The sequence below is a fragment of the Streptomyces sp. NBC_01017 genome, assembly GCF_045162795.1.
GTDB lineage: Bacteria > Actinomycetota > Actinomycetes > Streptomycetales > Streptomycetaceae > Streptomyces > Streptomyces machairae.
Map to the genome: position 1 here is coordinate 10,758,657 of NZ_CP108683.1, position 17,596 is coordinate 10,776,252.

Annotated in this window: 15 protein-coding genes and 2 pseudogenes; 8 read left to right on the plus strand and 9 right to left on the minus strand. The window is 62.9% G+C overall.

From position 1 onward, the window contains the following. Positions 1-17 precede the first annotated feature (17 nt). The 5 genes and pseudogenes from OG331_RS49240 to OG331_RS49260 form a co-directional block, all read right to left on the minus strand. A complete protein-coding gene (locus tag OG331_RS49240) occupies positions 18-2,825 on the minus strand; it encodes an ATP-binding protein (protein ID WP_406191340.1) in 2,808 nt (935 codons plus the stop codon). A gap of 617 nt (positions 2,826-3,442) precedes the next feature. Next, positions 3,443-3,641: pseudogene (locus tag OG331_RS49245) on the minus strand (hypothetical protein); the annotation flags it as partial. A 361-nt stretch (positions 3,642-4,002) separates the two neighbouring features. Further along, complete coding sequence (locus tag OG331_RS49250) at positions 4,003-5,817, minus strand: flavin-containing monooxygenase (RefSeq protein ID WP_406191338.1); 1,815 nt, start codon at positions 5,815-5,817, stop codon at positions 4,003-4,005. Positions 5,818-6,083: 266 nt separating this feature from the next. Then, on the minus strand, positions 6,084-8,723 hold the full coding sequence (locus OG331_RS49255) for a response regulator (RefSeq protein ID WP_406191336.1): 2,640 nt from the start codon (positions 8,721-8,723) through the stop codon (positions 6,084-6,086). Positions 8,724-8,780: 57 nt separating this feature from the next. Further along, positions 8,781-9,965 (minus strand): FIST signal transduction protein, encoded by a 1,185-nt coding sequence (locus OG331_RS49260; RefSeq protein WP_406191334.1) that lies wholly within the window; start codon positions 9,963-9,965, stop codon positions 8,781-8,783. An 815-nt stretch (positions 9,966-10,780) separates the two neighbouring features. On the opposite strand from OG331_RS49260, the gene OG331_RS49265 reads away from it, so the two are divergent. Together OG331_RS49265 and OG331_RS49270 are read left to right on the plus strand one after the other, a co-directional pair. Continuing rightward, positions 10,781-11,146 carry an Hpt domain-containing protein gene (locus OG331_RS49265; protein WP_406191332.1) on the plus strand — a complete coding sequence of 122 codons (366 nt, stop codon included), beginning with the start codon at positions 10,781-10,783 and terminating at the stop codon, positions 11,144-11,146. Between the two features lie 96 nt (positions 11,147-11,242). After that, positions 11,243-11,392 (plus strand): hypothetical protein, encoded by a 150-nt coding sequence (locus OG331_RS49270; protein ID WP_406191330.1) that lies wholly within the window; start codon positions 11,243-11,245, stop codon positions 11,390-11,392. A 194-nt stretch (positions 11,393-11,586) separates the two neighbouring features. Here the strand turns inward: OG331_RS49270 and OG331_RS49275 are convergent, their stop codons facing one another. The 3 genes from OG331_RS49275 to OG331_RS49285 all read right to left on the minus strand — a co-directional run bounded on the left by OG331_RS49275 (position 11,587) and on the right by OG331_RS49285 (position 14,108). Next, positions 11,587-12,243 carry a hypothetical protein gene (locus tag OG331_RS49275; RefSeq protein ID WP_406191329.1) on the minus strand — a complete coding sequence of 219 codons (657 nt, stop codon included), beginning with the start codon at positions 12,241-12,243 and terminating at the stop codon, positions 11,587-11,589. A gap of 285 nt (positions 12,244-12,528) precedes the next feature. Next, a complete protein-coding gene (locus tag OG331_RS49280; protein ID WP_406191327.1) occupies positions 12,529-13,614 on the minus strand; it encodes a hypothetical protein in 1,086 nt (361 codons plus the stop codon). 2 nt (positions 13,615-13,616) lie between these two features. Continuing rightward, the gene (locus OG331_RS49285; protein WP_406191326.1) at positions 13,617-14,108 is read right to left on the minus strand and encodes a hypothetical protein; all 492 of its coding nucleotides are present in this window, start codon (positions 14,106-14,108) and stop codon (positions 13,617-13,619) included. 306 nt (positions 14,109-14,414) lie between these two features. Between OG331_RS49285 and OG331_RS49290 the strand changes: the two genes are divergently transcribed. The 4 genes and pseudogenes from OG331_RS49290 to OG331_RS49305 all read left to right on the plus strand — a co-directional run bounded on the left by OG331_RS49290 (position 14,415) and on the right by OG331_RS49305 (position 16,391). Further along, positions 14,415-14,957, plus strand: coding sequence for a winged helix-turn-helix domain-containing protein (locus tag OG331_RS49290; RefSeq protein ID WP_406190674.1), 543 nt, complete (start codon positions 14,415-14,417; stop codon positions 14,955-14,957). Then, positions 14,882-15,484: a transposase gene (locus OG331_RS49295; protein ID WP_406191324.1), complete on the plus strand. Its 603-nt coding sequence runs from the start codon at positions 14,882-14,884 to the stop codon at positions 15,482-15,484. The genes OG331_RS49290 and OG331_RS49295 overlap by 76 nt, the downstream gene beginning before the upstream one ends. A gap of 315 nt (positions 15,485-15,799) precedes the next feature. Next, positions 15,800-15,979, plus strand: a pseudogene (locus OG331_RS49300) (ISAs1 family transposase); the annotation flags it as partial. Positions 15,980-16,028: 49 nt separating this feature from the next. Continuing rightward, entirely contained in the window at positions 16,029-16,391 is a 363-nt protein-coding gene (locus OG331_RS49305; protein ID WP_406210904.1) for a hypothetical protein, read from the plus strand. Positions 16,392-16,507: 116 nt separating this feature from the next. Here OG331_RS49305 and OG331_RS49310 read toward each other — a convergent pair whose 3' ends face one another. Continuing rightward, positions 16,508-16,786: a hypothetical protein gene (locus tag OG331_RS49310; protein WP_406191323.1), complete on the minus strand. Its 279-nt coding sequence runs from the start codon at positions 16,784-16,786 to the stop codon at positions 16,508-16,510. 63 nt (positions 16,787-16,849) lie between these two features. Here OG331_RS49310 and OG331_RS49315 point away from each other — a divergent pair, with 63 nt between their 5' ends. Next, entirely contained in the window at positions 16,850-16,972 is a 123-nt protein-coding gene (locus OG331_RS49315; protein WP_406191321.1) for a hypothetical protein, read from the plus strand. 57 nt (positions 16,973-17,029) lie between these two features. Further along, positions 17,030-17,488, plus strand: coding sequence for a hypothetical protein (locus OG331_RS49320; RefSeq protein WP_406191319.1), 459 nt, complete (start codon positions 17,030-17,032; stop codon positions 17,486-17,488). Positions 17,489-17,596 lie beyond the last annotated feature (108 nt).

The following is a 17,596-nucleotide window of genomic DNA, read 5'->3' on the forward strand; positions in this document are numbered from 1 at the left end:
CATCCAGCAGCCGCATTTCATTGTGCTGTCACCGAGCGGCCTGCGGCTCCGGCAAAGGAGGTGCGCAACTGGCGGCGGCTGGTGAGGCGAAGTTTGGTGAAGACGTGGCTGAGGTGGTATTCGACTGTCTTCGGGCTGAGGAATAGTTCGCGCGCGATTTCCTGATTGGTCAGACCCCTGGCGGCTAGATGGGCGATGGTCTGTTCGCGCTCGGTCAAGGCGGCGTCGACCTTGAATGCGGCATGCGGGATGCGAGCTTGGTGCGGATGGAGTCGGGCAAGGTCATCGGTGATGTGCAGGGCATACGGTGTTGCACCCAGTGCGGTGCAGACGCCGAGTGCCTCCTGAAGATGGTGTGTCGCCTCAGCGAGCCTTTGCCGACCGCCAAGGGCCTGCAAGTGGTGAGCCAGGTCGCGATGGCAGAAGGCCCGGTGGAGGGGGATGTCGTCCTGGTCCGAGGCGGGAGTGGCCACAGCGGCCCGGTAGTGGGTGAGTGCGTCTGGTGAGTGGCCCAGGGCAGTGGCCAAGCGGCCGCGCAACCAGGCAGATGTGCAGGCGGAGGCTGGTGCGCCGGAGGTGATCTGGTCATAGTCGGCAAGGGCCCGCTCGGCGCGGACCAGATCAGCATGGTCCAGTCCTGGGCTGGCCGTGGCAGCCTCGATGAGCAGCGGTGCCCACAGCACACAGAGGCTGGTTCGAGTGGTCAGTGGGACCCGTGCGGGGTCGTCCACAGCGCGCAGAGCCTGAAGCACGGCCTGATGGTTGGCTGCTGCCTGTGCCAGCACGGCCTGCAGCAGCATTGCGTACATAGAGGTGCGCTCCGGGAAGAGGGGGAAGCGGCGGCAGGCGTCGAGATGCTGCTGCGCGCCATCCCCTTTCCCTTGCTGAGCGAGAGGAAGACCGGCGGCCGCATGCGCTATGGGAAAGGCCCAGGCCACCGCCTGGGTTTCGGCCATGAGGAGTGCTTGTTCGGCGTTGATGGCGGCATCCGCCCACCGGCCGGTGAGGTACTGGGTCAGAGCAAGGATGGCGTGCTCGCCGGGCGGGGAGGGAATCTCGAGGTCAGTGCGTTTGCGCGCGATGAGAGTGGTCAGATCCTCTGTGGCTGCTGCCAGATGGCCTGCCTCTGCCCGGATCATGCCGCGGTAGAGCAGCAAGCTGCTGTCGTGCTGGGGGACTTGCGTGGCCTGGTCGGGCAGCCCGGCCTCGGCCATGCCTCTCAGGGCCGCCAGCGGGCCGTCGGCGTAAGCGGTGGCCTCGGCGAGCAGCCCGACGGCGAGACTGCGAGCAGGGCCGGGGGATATGGCGTTGACGACGGGATGCAAAGTGGCCATGGCTTTAGGGCCGTCCGCCCGCAGGAGCAGAGTCGCCCCCAGCCAGCGACCGGCGAGCAGGCGCAGAGCCGGATCAGTGGCGGTGTCCCGGGCGCGAGTGAGGAGCCTCTCGGCTTCGTGCGGTTCTTCTCCCGCGGTAGCGGCAAGGAAGCCCAGGACGGCATCTCGGCGTGGGCTTGGAGCACACTGGCAGATGGCACCACGCAGGACCTGGGCTCGGCGATACAGGCGCCCGTTTATCAGGCCGATAGCGGCGGCGAGGAGGAAAAGGTCGTGTTGCTCACGGCTCGGTGACATGTCCATTGCCCACAGCTGCAAGGTGGCAGCGCGGCCGAAGCAGCCCTGGGCTGCCTGCCGCTGGGCTTCATCAGCAAGCTCTCTCACAAGATCGGGGTCGCTGCGGGCGGTGGCAGCAACGCGATGGGCCCATGCCATCTCCACACCCACCAACGTGGCGGCGCGCGCGTGCAGGGCCTGCCGACGGCTGGGCCTCATCGCCTCATAGACCGCATCACGCTGCAGGGAGTGATGGATCCGCACCGGGGCGGTAGGCTGCGTGGGCTCCCAGTGGGCCAGGCCGCTGGCCAGCACGGAGGCAAGGGCAACGCTTGGGTCGGAGATCTCGGCGAGGTGCGCGGCGGTGGCCAGTGGGGTGGTGCCATCGAGCACCGCCAGGGCTTCGACCAGGCGGCGCGCGTCCTGCGGCAGCCCGGCCAGGGTCTGGCGGACGAGAGCCTGAAGCGTGGCCGGCAGGGGGAGCGGTTGGGTGAGGTCGGCGATCTCACTGACCGGGATCTGGTTGAATACAGATCGCAGATGCAAGGGGTGACCTGCCGTACGTTGGTGCAGTCGCTCAACAGCAACGCGCCCCAGAGCCTCGCCGCCCGCATCCGCAGCCATTTGCGTGGTCTCGTCCACGGTCAGCCCGGCCAGCTGCACCGGCAGGACGCGCGCCCCGGCTCGGGGCAAGGCACGCCAGTCCGCGCCAGACGCAGTCTGATCGCTGGAATCATGAGAACGGGCAGTAAAGATCACCAGCAGCCGATCGTTAAACAAACGGCGCAGCACGAATCCCAGCGCATTCACTGAGTAATCGTCTGCCCACGGAACATCATCGATCACGATGGCTGTCGGGGTGCGGTCGGCAGCAGCCGCAAGGATCATCAGCAGATCGCCACCGACCGCCAGGGGAGATGCCTTGGGGGTGAGAACCCGCATGAGGTCCCCGGCGCCAGGTATTTCGGAGGGCAGACGGCGGAGGATCTGGTCGATGAGGCCGAACGGAAGGTCCTGCTCCAGAGGATCGCATCCCGCCCAGCACACCCACCACCCATTGGCTCTGCCCACCGCCTGACGCGCCAGAGCGGTTTTCCCGATGCCTGCTTCCCCCTCGATCACCACGGCCCAGGCGTCACCGGCAGCGACCTGGGCGCGGCATCGATCAATCGCGGACAGGAATGTCTCGCGCCCCGAAAATCTGCCGGTCTGCATCTCTTTGGGAGGCTTGCCGTCCCAGGCAGGCCTCCCTTCGCCTCCGGCTGCTGTACGCATTACCACGACCAAGCAATTGGCAGTACAAGCCTATTTCATCATAAAACAGGCACATGCGATCACTCTGGTGCCGAGTTATCCGTGGGCGGTTCGTGAGGTGACGTCCGTTCTGGTTGGAGTGGGATCAAGGACGCTGGTGGAGGTTCTGCCGGCCATCACTTCCTGGCGAGGGTTGCCGGTGTCGGCCTCGGTATGGATCCCGAGTTTGACCAGGCGTTTCAGCCTGGCGTGGGTGCCTTCGACGTTCCTCGGCAGCATTTCGTGGCCGAGGGCCTCTCGACGTCCTTGGCCCGTAGCGGCCCGGTCGCGTGGTTGAAGGCGGCGAGGATGCGGGGTAGTCCGGGTGCTCGGGCAGGTCCGGCGCGACGGCCGGGGAGCCGGTCGGCGAGGCCATGACGTGTGTGAGGTGCTCCAGGTGCATCGCGGCCTCCCACAACCGGGTCTGCAGGTCGTCGATCTGTGCGCGGAGGTCGTGGGCCAGGGCCCGGGCGGAGTCTTCCCGGAGTCCAGGGCGTCGAGCAGGGGCCGGATGTCCACGCTGCCACCGCCATGCCCGCGCGCCAGACGGTGGCGTTCGCGCCGGTGAGGCGTCGGGTCATGACGTGGGTCATCGCCCTGTAGAGGCGGGAGGCGGGAGGCGGGAGGCGGGAGGCGGGAGGCGGGAGGCGGGAGGCGGGAGGCGGAGGGGCGGTGCTCGTGGTCACGGGCCGGGCGCCGGTGCAGTGTCAGGATCCCGTAGGTCTGCTCGACAGCCCAAGTGGGCTCCGTGGCCGTTCCTCGGCTCCGGCGCCCCCACCGGCGCCTCCTGCGGTGAAGTGAAGCGGTGACCGAAACACCGTCCAAGGGTCTGGACGTCATGGCCACACGGGGCAGGTCATCTTCCTCCCCGTCCTTCGCGTCTCGAGCTGCGGAACACGACGCGGACAAGGGCCCTCAGTCCATCCTCGACTCACCCATGAAACCAGCCCGAGACCACCCCTCAACAGTCAACGCGGCAGCAGCTTTTGGGTGACGTAGACCAGGTGACTGGGTTGCGTTCGGCCGCGAAGACACCGAGGTCAACAGCCTCGGCGTGGGTGCTTTGGACGCCTCGCAGCAGTCGGGGATGCCCGGCATATCAGGACAGGTGGTGCACCTCTGGGAGGCCGTACACCGGTGTCGGGATGCCCTCCGCACGTGCCTTCAGCTGCAACGCCAGGTACAGCGAGTAATGCCGCGACTGGTGCAGGTTCCCGCCGTGGAACCACAATCCCGGCTGCTGTGTGGGTTTCCACATGTTGCGTTCCTCGCCCTCCCACGGGCCGGGGTCCTTCGTGGTGTCGGATCCGAGTCCCCACACCTTGCCGACCCGGTCGGCGACGTCCTGGCCGATGAGATCCGCGGCCCAGCCGTTCATCGAGCCGTAGCCTGTGGCGTACACGACCAGGTCGGCGGGCAGTTCCGTCCCGTCTTGCAGTCGTACGGCGGATTCAGTCAGCGCTACGACCTGTCCGTGTGCGAGCTTCACCCGGCCGTCGAGCACGAGGTCTGCGGCGCCGACGTCGATGTAGTAACCCGACCCGCGCCGCAGGTACTTCATGAACAGTCCGGAGTCGTCGTCGCCCCAGTCGTGCTGGAAGCCGGCGGCCTCGAGGCGGTCATAGAACTCCTGGTCGCGTTCCCTGATCGCGGCGTAGACCGGTTGCTGGGCGGTATGCATGATCCGGTATGGCACGGAAGCGAACGTCAGGTCCGCTCTCTCCGTCGTGATCCCCGCCGCAAGCGCGCGTTCCGAGTACAGGTCGCCGAGACCGAGGTCCATCAAGGACTCGGACTTCACGATGTGGGTCGAGCTGCGCTGGACCATCGTCACATCCGCGCCCGTTTCCCACAGCGCACCGCAGATGTCGAAGGCCGAGTTGTTCGAGCCGATGACTACGATCCGCTTACCGCGATATGCGTCAGGGCCGGGGTGGGCGGAGCTGTGGTGCTGCTCGCCGCGGAAGCGGTCCTGCCCGGGCAGGACCGGGATATTCGGCTTGCCGCTCATGCCGGTGGCCAACACGAGCTGCTTCGGCCGCAGAACCAGCTCCTCGCCGTGACGGTCCACGCTCACGTGCCACTCCTGGGCGCCGGAGTCGTATCGGGCGTGCCGACACAGCGTCGAGGGCCAGTAATTCACCTCCATCACCTGCGTGTACATCTCCAGCCAGTCGCCGATCTTGTCCTTCGGCGAGAATACCGGCCAGTTGCGGGGGAACGGCAGGTGGGGCAGGTGGTCGTACCAGACGGGGTCGTGCAGGCACAGCGACTTGTACCGGCCGCGCCACTGGTCGCCGGGACGTGCGTGCCGGTCGATGACCACATGCGGCACCCCGAGCTGACGCAGCCGCGCGCCGAGCGCGATGCCGGCCTGCCCGCCGCCGACCACGAGCACATACGGCTGACGTGTTCTGCCCAGCTCCACCTGTTCCGCCGTGCGTGCCTCGGCCCACGTCACCCGCTCACGGTTGACGCCGTGCTCGACGCCGTTCGGCCGGTTCGCGTCCCTCGGCTCCTCGTGGCCCTTCAGTTCGAACAACGTGGTGAGCAGAGTGAACGCGCCTTCAGGCGTGAGCCGCAGGTGTCCCGTGCCCCGGCCGGCTGCGGTCTCGAACCCGAGCCACGCCTCGGTCACGCCCTCGCTCTCGGTGGGTTCCTCGGTCACGTGGAAGTGGTGCGCGTCGGTCGTCGCCATGGTGGCGCGCAACAGATCCGCCACCCCGTCACGGTTCTCGACCGTGGTGATGTTCCAGGTGAACGCGACCAGGTCACGCCAGAACGACGTGGCGGCAAACAGATCAGCGCCCGCCTCCGCGTCACGGGCGGCGAGCGCCGCCTCGAACGACGAGAGCCACGCATCGACCAGCCGCCGAACGGTGGTCGCGCCGTGCAGTTCACGTGTCTGGGCCATGGCGCCTCCCTGTGCCATCGTCCGTCACCGATGCCCAGGTTCCGGACTACCGAGGCGACGAGTCGACGGGATTCCCATGGTGACGCCCGTCGCGGCGAGTCCGGGCCTTGGCCTCTCGGCCTTGGACTTCAGCGGCATTTCACCCGCCCTCGAATCCGACGGCCCTCTGCGTAGCGTCGCCCGCAGGCACACCCGGCCTCGAGACGGTCTGAAGCGTCGCGGTTTCTACGCGGACCTCATTCGACCATGATGAGAATCGAGGCTGGTTACAGCAACTCTTGTTCCCAACACCTTCTCAAGGCGGAGGCCAGCTCCTCTTGGCGGATCGGTTTCGTTATGTAGTCGTCCATTCCGGCATCCAGGCAACGCTCTCGGTCTCCTTCCATGGCATTGGCCGTCATAGCGATAATCCGAGGACGTGATGCGATGGCGTGGCTGGCCCTGATGCGCCGCGTGGCTTCCAGGCCGTCGAGTTCGGGCATTTGCACATCCATAAAGACGACGTCATACGGCTGACGTTCTACGGCAGCTACTGCTTCCAGGCCGTCCGCTGCCATGTCGGCACGGTAACCGAGCTTTTCAAGCAAAAGGAGGCCAAGTTTTTGGTTCACCTGATTATCTTCGACGAGTAGAATTCTGAGAGGCGGCCCGGAAAATACGGACTTCTTCTGGCGCTGTGATTCGGCGTGAACATCAGAAACCGTATCTCCAAGGATGACGCCCATCAGCGCGTCGAAAAGCTGCGACGGCTTGATCGGCTTGGTCAGAGTAGCTGAAAATTTCATCTTCCTGAGATCTGGGTTTCGCCTCAACGCTGACGAAAAGAGGATCGATGGGATCCCTGTGGCATGAATTTTTTGGATTTCCGTCGCGGAGAGGGATCCTCTTGCCCCACCGGTCGGAGCGTCAAGGACCGCGACATCGAACGTCTCGCCCTCCTGCAGCCACTCGAGAGCTTTCGCCAGCGACTTGGTATCACGTGTCTTGAGGCCCCAAGTCGTGAGCAGGCGCCGCAAGATGCCTCGACTGGCAGAATGGTGCTCGACTATCAACGCACGTTTTCCCTCCAGCGACGATTGGACCTCTGTCAGGTAACTCCTCTCCTTCTCCAATGTTGCCGGCTGGAGGGGGATGGTGAAGTGGAAGACGCTTCCCTGGTCAGGTATGCCATCACTTTCGACCCAGATCTCGCCCCCCATCAGGTTGACCAATCGCCTGCTGATCGCGAGGCCCAGACCGGTGCCACCGTACTTCCGAGTCGTGGACGAATCCAACTGGGAGAAGGACTGGAACAGGCGGTCCACGCGGTCCGACGGTATGCCGATGCCGGTATCGCATACAGCGAAGTGGAGATGACGGCCACGTCGCCCGTCTCGACCGGGGTCCTGATCACTGGCCACAGTGAGAAGGACTCCGCCGGAATCGGTAAACTTCACGGCATTCGAGAGCAGGTTAAGCAGAATCTGGCGCAGTCTTGTCAGATCACCCACGATGCCCGGCGGGACGTTTTTGTCCAGGAAGTAGGCCAGATCTATCTGCTTCTCTTCGGATTTTGTGGCAACCAGGTCAAGTGCGCTCTCGATGCATTGCCGGAGATCGAACGAGTCCAGCTCAAGATCCAGCTTTCCTGATTCAATCTTGGTGTAATCGAGGATGTCATTAATGAGAGTCAACAGCGATTCGGCGCTACCTCGGATGACTTCTGCAAACTCGCGCTGACTCGGCGAAAGATCCGTACCGAGCAAGAGCCCAGTCATGCCAATTATTCCGTTCATTGGCGTACGGATTTCGTGGCTCATGGAAGCCACGAAGGCGGTTTTCGCCTCATTTGCAGCAACGGCCTGTTCACGAGTAGCACGAAGCTCTTGAGTACGCTCCGACACCTCCCGTTCCAGAGTCTTACTGTAGTCGGCAAGCAGTCTCTCGGCCCGCTTTCGTTCGGTGATGTCACGAATTATTCCGTGATAGGTGAGTGGCCTTCCGTCAGCTGCTACCTCAGCCGTGGACGTCAGCAGACAGTCCATCATCACGCCGCTCTTGGTCTCCAGAGTCGCCTCGAAGTCACGGACTGAACCAGCCCGCTCGAGCTCTTCCTGAAACCTCAGCCGCTCCGCTGGGTGGACGTAGTGCTGATCCACCTCAATGGTCAGTATTTCTTCCCGACTGTATCCAAAAAGATCAAGCAGGGCCTGATTGGCATCAAGAAGCTCGCCATTGGACGTGCTGATGAAATGCGCGTCACGTGAGCTCTCGAAAAGCCTGCGATACTTCTGCTCGCTTGCGCTCATCACCTGGTAGGAATGAACATTCTTGATGGCGGAAGTTGCCTGGCCGGCCATATTGGCCAACCCGACGAGTGCGTCGCCTTCTGCCACGATCCGAGTGAAATAGCGAACGCGCTCTTCCCCGTTACCTACGGCAAGCAGTCCGCTGGGGGTATTCGGCTCACCTCCCAAGGGAACAACGACATACTCGCCCATCCCAATTTTGCCCCCCAATGCAGTAAGTGATGCGTCCACGCACGAGGCAGGGCATACAACTTGCTCCCCCCGTGACAGAACCGGTTCGAGCGCCGCTTCAGCAAGCGGGAGCCGGAGCTCGTGGATCCGCTGCCGATCCCTCTTCTCATAATATCCGTCAGCCATGCGGACCGTCAGCTCCGGCTTATCCTGTGACCGGACGAGGATTACACACCGACTAAAATTGAGTTCGTACACGCAGAAATGCATGACGCGTTCAAGAATAGCCTCGATATCGTTCGCCGCGTTGAATCTCCGGCCAAGTTCGTATAGCTGCCGGTAAAGGCGGACCTGATTGTCCAGGCGTTCTTGGGAAGCGCGCAAGCTTACCTCGGTTCGAAGCATGCGCTTCACTTGGTCGCTGAGCTGTCGATTCTGCTCCGCCATGCGCAGCAGCTCCCCAAGGAAGCTTTCCCTTCGCTGCTGGACCATGGCAGACCACCGTCAGGAACAAACGAGCGCGGCGACAACCGAGGTGAATTGATGCACACGGTTTCGCCCCGATACCGGACAGAGCTCGCCATATCCGTAGAATCCGATCCTCGGAACGCTAGGGAGCTGGCTCTGCAGCCGCCTAAAAAGTTGCCGGGTCGGCTCTTCTCGAAGGAAGTGCCGCCCCCGGCCTGCGCATTCAAAATGCATGATAAGGTCGGGCGTCCGATGGCCTAGATCCTCGTTGACCTTCCGAGCGATCTCGTCGGCGCTCGTGAGGAGCAGATCGATATCTCTCCGCATCAGCCGGACGCGCGTTCCCTCGCTGGCGAGAATCGGCAGCCTAATTGCCCCGGTTTCGGCATTCTGTGACAGCGAAACGTAGGGGACATAGCCTTCAACACCATCAGCGCCGACTGCGGGGAATCCGAACGGAAGGCTCAAGATGACCGGCTGCCAGTCCGTCAGCTCATCCGATGACAGGTAATCGCGAAATACCTCTATCGCCGGTTTGCCGTCGATTTCTTTCACCGTCTGACGATCGACGTCGGTGAGGGTAAGGTCCAGTCCGATTGGAACGCAGCCGTGGCCGACCACAGGTACAACCTGGACCGCACCCGAAAGGACAGCCCAGGCTGCCCCATCCTGCGCCACCTTGCCGTCGTAGTACTGATAGCTTTGTTCGTATGTATTGTTATCTGCGGCCGTCCCTCCAAGGACCGGGAGATGACCGACCTCTTCCAGTCCCTCGTCGAACCCGGCCAGCAGCTCGTCTGCAGTGACGGTCATTCCGTCGGGGAATAGGAAGAGCAGGCGATCATCGGCGGTGAGCGGAGCGACCTGATCCGCAAGAGTCCGTCCAGCACTTCCGCAATTTTCTTTGAGGCCGCTCACCAGGCCGTGACGGAACGATACGGAGTCGGACTGTCCGAGTAGCAGCGCAACGGCGAAGTTCGACTCGTCCGGTTCGTCGCCGACAATAATTCCTTCGCCTGAACAGCCCACGAGGGGAATGCGCCCTGCAGCTTCCCATACGCTCTCGACAAGAGCGGCCTGATCATATCCGACCGAGGCGAACAAAAAAGCAAAATCTGGCTCATCGATAGGACCGGTACGGAGTGCCTGGTCGACAACTTCCTGTGCGGCGGCCTCCGGATTGCGCTGACGGCTCATACCGGTGCCAAATATCGTGGACATGGCCTGACTCCTGGAGATCAGGGCGGGAGCCACGATCAGATCTATGGATCCGGGTTAGTCCATGATCCGAAAGTAGTCTGACTTTTAAATAACGTTAGCACGCGGCAGCGGGGTCGGACACTGGTGATCTTTGATTTCGGTTGACGGGTCGGTCATGCCGCACCGTGCACGCCCGGCTACACGGCCACCCAGATCAGCGTCATCAGGCGCGACGCCCTCGTCCGCAGAACAGTCCCACAGCCACAGACAGCAAAGCCGGCCCCGCGCCGGCCTGCATCGCCGCCTCCGCTCGGCCTCCTGCCAACGGCAATCTCGATCCTGAGGTAGGAACAACGCCTGAGGTAGGAACAACGCAGTTCCTTCCCTCGCCCACCCGCGCCTGTGGCCGGTGCGATGCGGCATCCTCCGGAATGTTCCGGAATAGGGACCCATAACAGGCCCAGCGGCACCGGATGCGACAAGCAGTGCGCTACTGCCATTCTTTTTGCGTCTGCCCCTGGCAGGCGGTCTATCTGGTCGGTCGGTAGAATGACAGCCTCACCCTTTCCAGGGGAGGAGTTGGACGGTGTCAGGTGCCGGCGCCCCCTTGAGTACTTCACCGTCGCCTGGTGCTGAACCCCTTCCTGTCCGCCTGGCGGACTCGCGGGCCTGCAAGTGCCGCCAGGGGTTTGGCGACACGGCATCAGCGTGCGCGACTGGCATGGGGGAGAGGCTCGGCCCGTACAGCCCCTCCGTCGGGCGGGCGTCAGCCGGCGCCGGCCACCGATCGCGGGCGGCCCCGCAGCCCCAGGTCCGGCCGAAAGGTGACGACAGACATGCCAGCCGTACAGGTGCTGAATCCGCAGGCCGTGCAGGATCTGGTGGAGACGTTCGATGCCGCCATCGTGCTGGAGCTCATCGAAGCGTTCCTGGAGGATTCGCTCCAGCTGGTCCACCAAATGCAGCAGGGGATTCAGAACAATGACGCAGAGGTAGTGCAGCGGGCTGCCCACACACTGAAGTCACAAAGCAAGACATTCGGCTTGGAGCAACTGGCGCCCCTGTGTCAAAAACTGGAAACGCTCGCCGCAGGAAGCGAATTACCCGACCACGCCTCAGATACTTCCAACGAAGTCCAGGACGCCTACCGGCTTGCGCAGAATGCCCTCAGAGACCTCCGAGAATCTCTCAGGGCCTACTGAGCTTGAACTCGGGTGGTCGTCGTGAGTTATCCGAGACGGAAGTCACCCGGGTGCTGGGTCCGCGACGTAGTAGGTGCTGGTTGCGCTCTTCAGTCCGTGGCCGGAGAGGACACGGCAGATCGGCTTGACGCCGAAGACCTTCTTGAACTCATAGATGAACGCTACGAGCGTTTCGATGGCCGGTCGAGTTCGGCCGCGAAGAAAGTCGACGCCGCCTTCAAGACGTCGTCGGCCGCCGCAGTTTGACGTTCTCGGCCCGCAGACGTTTGATCTCCGAAACCGCACACCCACGAAGCTTGCAAGGATTGAGGGACAGATATGCCATGACACGGATCTCTCAGGGAATCGAGTGGGGCCCCGGTTCTTGTGGAGTCGGGTTGCCGGACAACTGTCCCCGCAGATCAGCGACCGGCCGCGTTTCGGCCGACAGACTTCCTAGGTCAAGACGCATCAATCAGTACGTAAAGAAATTCTTCCTGTCCCTCCAAAACGCCCCAAAATCTGCGATATTCATCGGGCGGGAAAGTTTGACAGCCGGCCGAGCCGGTGCGGTCGGGTAGCCCGGCATGAAATAGGAAGTCATTCACGTCGAGCCCATTCTGCAAATCGGGGTGTACTGAGTCCCGTGCGTCGAAGAATCCATCATGATTAGAGTCGCGGAGCGATGTAATTGCTCCCCGTGAACGCAGGACGTCGCCGAACTTCTTCGACTGGCTTTTATAGTAAGTGTAGACGCCGACCGGGATGCATCCCAAATCTCGACGGCCGTCGCCGTCGACATCGACACCCACAGCAGTCCCATTCCGGCTGGTCCTGGCGTCGCCTACATCTTCATAGAAGGCCGCGGGCTCGGTGTTGCCCTGGAATTCCGCAGCATGCTTCCCTGCCGTGTCGCGCCACAGCACCACGAAGCGATCGTCGTACAGGCCCAGACCGTCATTGGCATGGGTGTTGGTGATAACTCTTATTCCCAAAATGATGCGCCTGCCCTCGGCGAGCTCGCGCTCCGCCCGGGCCGCGCCTCGCCGGACAGCAAGATTTTCGTAGAGGAGGTACTTTTCCGTGGATGTCATTTTCGAAGTGTCCGGCAGCGTCATTTTTTGACCAGACCCCGCTGCGTTGGGAGGCGGAGGTATGAAAGGCGAATGCTGCATGACGTTCTCGCGTTCAGTGACAATGGGGCAAATTAGTGTTTGATGGAAAGTCGGCGGCCAGAAACAGGCGAGGCGTGAGGATGGTGTCGTATATTGTCCTGCCTGGCACACGTGGGACAGACTCCGGCATGCCTAAGATTAGACAAGGAAGCCGGCGCGAAATGACCTTTAGGGAATCAATCGAGGCTCACTCAGCGGTCCCCACACTGGAAGCACCGAGGAATATCCTTACACCGGATGATTAGCCCGATAAGTATCGTAGTAGGCCGCTTGTGCCTGTTCGGCTTCCGCACGGAGCCTTTCCAAAATGGCCACCAACGCCTCAAGCTTCGCGAGGTCGGATCTCACCTGCTTCAGCTTTGTCACGCGTTCCAGGGTCTTGGACTCGTCTTCGGTGCGTGAATAACTGGAAGCAAGAAATATTTCGTCCCGCAGCTTGTAGGTCTCACTGTGAAGCTTGGCCCATTCCTTGGCGGCTTCCTTGTCATCATCCGCTATCTTGTCCAGCTCCTCGTCGTGAGGAGCGGCTCCATCCGCTGCATTTTCGCGATCGATGTCCTGTCGATGAATAGTGTCGTATTTTTGAGTACACCATCCCATGTAAGCCCTGAGTAGTCCGATACCCATGCCTATGGCAGCAATCCCACTTGTCAAAGCCACGGCACCACCCGTGTAGTTTCCGGTAGACACTGCCCCCTGCCACTGCCCGGTAGCCCAAGCTGGGTCCCGACCGCCACTCATTGTGAGATTCTGATCGGGTGGTGCATTTGCAGAAAGCGTGCTCCAGCCCGGAGCCTGAATAAGCATCAGGCCCGCACCACCGAGGGACCCCAGGCCGGTAGTGATAAGGGCCACCGCCCCATATAGTTGTACACGCTCCCCGCTGGTCCGACCGCGGACGCGTGAAATGGACTCCTTTTTCATGGACTTATCGGCTTTTCTACGCAGGTCACTCCGCCGCTTGAGCTTCGCTTGGAGAGTCACCCAAGTGTAATCCTCGATCGAACTGATCTCGACAGGGCTCAAATGCGGGTATTTCTGTTGGATGAAAAGCATTGTGTCGGTGACAAACTGATGATTGGGAATCGGTTGGTACCCTGGCGCAAAAGCGATTGTGCCGTGCATCAATTTCGCATGATTCACCTGCTCCCGGATTGCGTTCATGATGTCTCCCAACGCGTGCGTCTGTTGGGTATCCAGATCCTCCTCCGCACCCTTTTGTGGCTCGTCCCCCCCACCTGTGTTAACAATTTTTCGCCTGGACTTGGGCTTGGGCTTGGGCTTGTGCTTGTATCCGAGATTATCGTTCTCCACGGTCAGTCCCTTTCGTCGACAAGTTGCTCAAACTCGGCAAATCTGGCAACGAGAGCATCATCGATATCCATCTGGGCCAAAAACTGCTCCGCTCCCGCCTCATTGCCATTGCACATTTCCGTCAAGGCCTTCAGCGTGGGATACTCGTCAAGCGTGGGAAGAGCCGGCGCCTGCTGACTCAATACCGCTTCGTCCTGGGGGCCGTCGTCGTACCCCTCCCCGTCGTCCTCAGGCGCGAAGTACAGGGGAATTATGGCGGCTTCCAATTCTTGCGGGTAGACTTTTGCGCTCTCGAGCATACGGAAAAGATTTACAACATCGGGATCCTGGCTTTGTGCCCAATCTGTAGCCATTCCAAGGAATGCCTGAGGCGGAAAGATCACATCACGTAGCGTTGCGTAAATGTCGTCATACAGCTCGGCGCACCATTCTCCTTTGGTTACGTAATCGATCAGCCACATGGCGTACTTTTTGACCAGGTCAGTATCAGTCATTCCTGATGGCTCCCAAAGCGCAGGTACATATAGAATGCCCGCCCGTCAAAGAGCGCGCTCTTTAAGAAACCACCTCACTGCCCTGGCTTCTAGTGCCTATCGGACACTTGATCGGGCACTTATAATGCGTGTAAGGGAAGTGGGGTCACCAACTATGCGTCCACCACACCCGCAGGAGGCATGCGCACACGAAAGGAACAACTGCCCCAGGTTGACTCGGTGGGTCGCGGTCTTGTGGTACTCAGCTTGAACTCGTAGACGCCGAGAGGGCGTGACGGTCCTTGATCCCTGCGGTATGGCAGGTTCATGCGGTATGCGCAGAGGGGCGGGTATACGCCTGCCGAGCAGGAACGACGTGAACAACTGCGGCTGAAGGCCGCTGAGTTATTTGAGCAGGGCGAGAGTTCTGGTGCGGTCGCGGCGGAGTTACGGGTAGCGCCGCGCACTGTGCGGCTGTGGCGTCAGCGGTGGCGCGAGGGCGGGGTGCAGGCCCTGCGTTCCAGGGGACCGGTGTCGCCGGAGCGTCTGTCGGCGCGGCAGTTCGCGCGTCTGGAAGCAGAACTGCGGCGCGGCCCGCCGGCGCACGGATTCGCCGACGACCAGCGGTGGACGCTGAAGCGGATCAAGGCGCTGATCGGGCGGCTGTTCCATGTGGGCTACACGGTGCAGGGCGTGTGGAAGCTGATGCGGCGCCACGGCTGGTCGTGCCAGGTCCCGGTGCGCCGGGCCGTCGAGCGGGACGAGGAGGCCATCGAGGTGTGGAAGCAGGAGGTGTGGCCGCAGGTAAAACCAGTGCGGCGGACCTGGGCGCCTACATCTGCTTCGAGGACGAGGCGGGGCAGGGCCTGAGGCCGCCGAAGGGCCGCACATGGGCCCCGCGCGGGGCACGGCCCGTGGTGAGGGTGCGTGGCAGAGGTTCCGGCCGGGTCAACGTGGCCGGCGCGGTCTGCTTCCGCCCCGGCGAGCGCCCGCACTTCTTCTGCCGGCTGCACGTCTGTCACGGGCGCAAGGGCGAGCCCAAGAGCTTCGCCTGGCACGAGTACCGCGAACTGATCCTCGCCGTTCACCGGCAGCTGCACGCGCCGCTCGTGTGGTGCTGGGACAACCTGAACGTGCACCTGTGTGCACAGATGAAGGAGTTCGCCGACGAACACCAGGAGTGGCTGCGTGTGGTCCAGATGCCCGCGTATGCACCCGAGCTGAACCCCACCGAGGGCGTCTGGTCACTCCTGAAACGCTCCATCGCCAACTTCGTCGCCGCCGACCTGGGCGGCCTCGTCCGCATCGTCAAGCGCAAGCTCAAGAAGATCCAGTACCGGCCCGACCTGATCAACGGCTGCCTCACCGAGACCGGCCTGGTGATCGAACCACCGTGATCCACCAGCCGGCGTCTACGAGTTCAAGCTGAGTAAGCATTCAGAAGGGTGCGGCTGCTGATCCTTAGGGCCGCCCTTGACGATCTGTCAGGGTGGGTATATGAGCGGTATGGGACTCCAAACCCGTCCTCCGCGCATGCTTCTTTGTGATGACGTGATGGTCTGGCTGGCACCTGGGGTGGGCGCAGGGCTTCGGCGTAGTCGCGTGACGTCCGGTTCGTGATGTTCTACCGGCTTGCCGGTGCCCCGGAACGTGACAGGCACGGCTTCCAGGATCATGGAGTTCTCTACGCCCCGTGATCCGAGTGGAAGACCGTGCCTGCCGACGCATCTTCGCTGATCCCCTCTGCCCTTGACCAGCTCCGTGAGCAGCCCGAGGTCGTATCCGCCGAGGTCCCGCGTCTGCTGGAGCAGCTGGCCGGGGTATCCGGCCCGCGAGATCCGCGCGGCGTACGGCACGCTCTGGTCGCCGTCCTCGCGCTGACCGCGTGCGCGGTTCTGGCGGGGGCGACCTCTGTGCCGGCAGTCAGCGAGTGGATCGCCGATGCCCCGCCCGCACATCCTTCAACGCCTCGGCATACGCCTCGGCCCGCTGTTCCCGAAGCGGTTGCTGCCTGCGGAAACGACGGTCCGGCGGCTACTGGCCCGCATCGACGGCGACGCGCTGGACCGGGCGGTCGGACGCCGGCTCGCCGACCGACGCCCGAAGGCGACCGGGCTGCGCGGCCTCGCAGTGGACGGCAAAAGCCTGCGCGGCGCGGCCAAGGCGAAGGGCCGCAAGATCCACCTGCTCGCCGCACTGGAGCACACCACCAGCCTTGGCCCAGCTGGACGTCGGCGAGAAGACGAACGAGATCATGTGCTTCCAGCCGCTGCTGGACACCGTCGCCGACCTCCGGCGCCGTAGTCACCAGCGACGCGATGCACCCCCAGCGCGAGCATGCCGACTACCTCCTCAGCCGGGACGCCCACTACATCGTGATCGTCAAGGGGAACCAGAAGAAGCTGTGCTGACAGCTCAAGTCACTTCCCTGGAAGGCCATCCCGCTCCAGGGACGCACCCGGGGCATCGGCCACGGCCGCTCGGAGATCCGCCGGATCAAGGCCGCCACCGTCAACAGCCTCCTCTTCCCCGGAGCCCGCCAGGCCGTCCAGATCAAGCGCCGGCGCACCGACTTCAAGACCGGCAAGACCGCCGTCAAGACGGTCTACGCCGTCACCAGCCTGACCGCCGAGCAGGCCACCGCGTGCCAGCTCGCCGAACTCGTCCGCGACCACTGGAAGATCGAGGCCCTGCGCCATGTCCGCGACACCACCGTCGCCGAGGACGCCTCCCAGCTACGGACGGGCAACACGCCCCGCGCGATGGCTACCTGGAGCAACCTCGCCATCGGAGCCCTCCGCACGGCCGGAGTGAAGAACATCGCGGCCGGCCTCCGCCGCAACGCCCGCGACCCTCGCCGCCCCCTCGCACTCCGCGGCCTCTGACGATCACAAACCGGACGTCATGCGACTACGCCGAAGCCCTGGGTCATGGAGACCTCGATGCTCAAGACCCTGGCAGGGAAGCACAAGTCGGCCGTCACGAAGATGGCCCGCAGATACAAGGCGAGCATCGACACTCCTGACGGCCGGCGGACCTGGTTCCAGGTCACAGTGCGGCGAGAGAAGGGAGAGAAGCCGCTGGTCGCCCGCTTCGGCGGGATTCCGCTCAAGTGTCAGCGCACCGTCGTCATCATCGACCGCCAGCCCGTCATGGCAACTACCCGGCGAAACGAGCTGATTCACCGTCTCCTTGCCGGGCAGTGCGAGATCTGCGCGGGACACGCTGGGCTACAGGTCTACCATGTCCGCAAACTTGCTGATCTCAACAGGCCAGGACGGCCCGAACGGCCGTCGTGGGTGCACCTGATGGCTATGCGAAAGCGCAAGACCCTCGTGGTCTGCGAACGCTGTCACCAGGACATCCACGCGGGACGGAGTACGGCCTCAGTCCGGAATTGATTACTGGAGAGCCGGGTGCGGGGAAATCTCGCCTGCCCGGTTCGGGAAGGGGCCGCCGGAAAAGGACCTCAACCAGAGGAACCTCGTCGGCGGCCTACTTCACTCTGT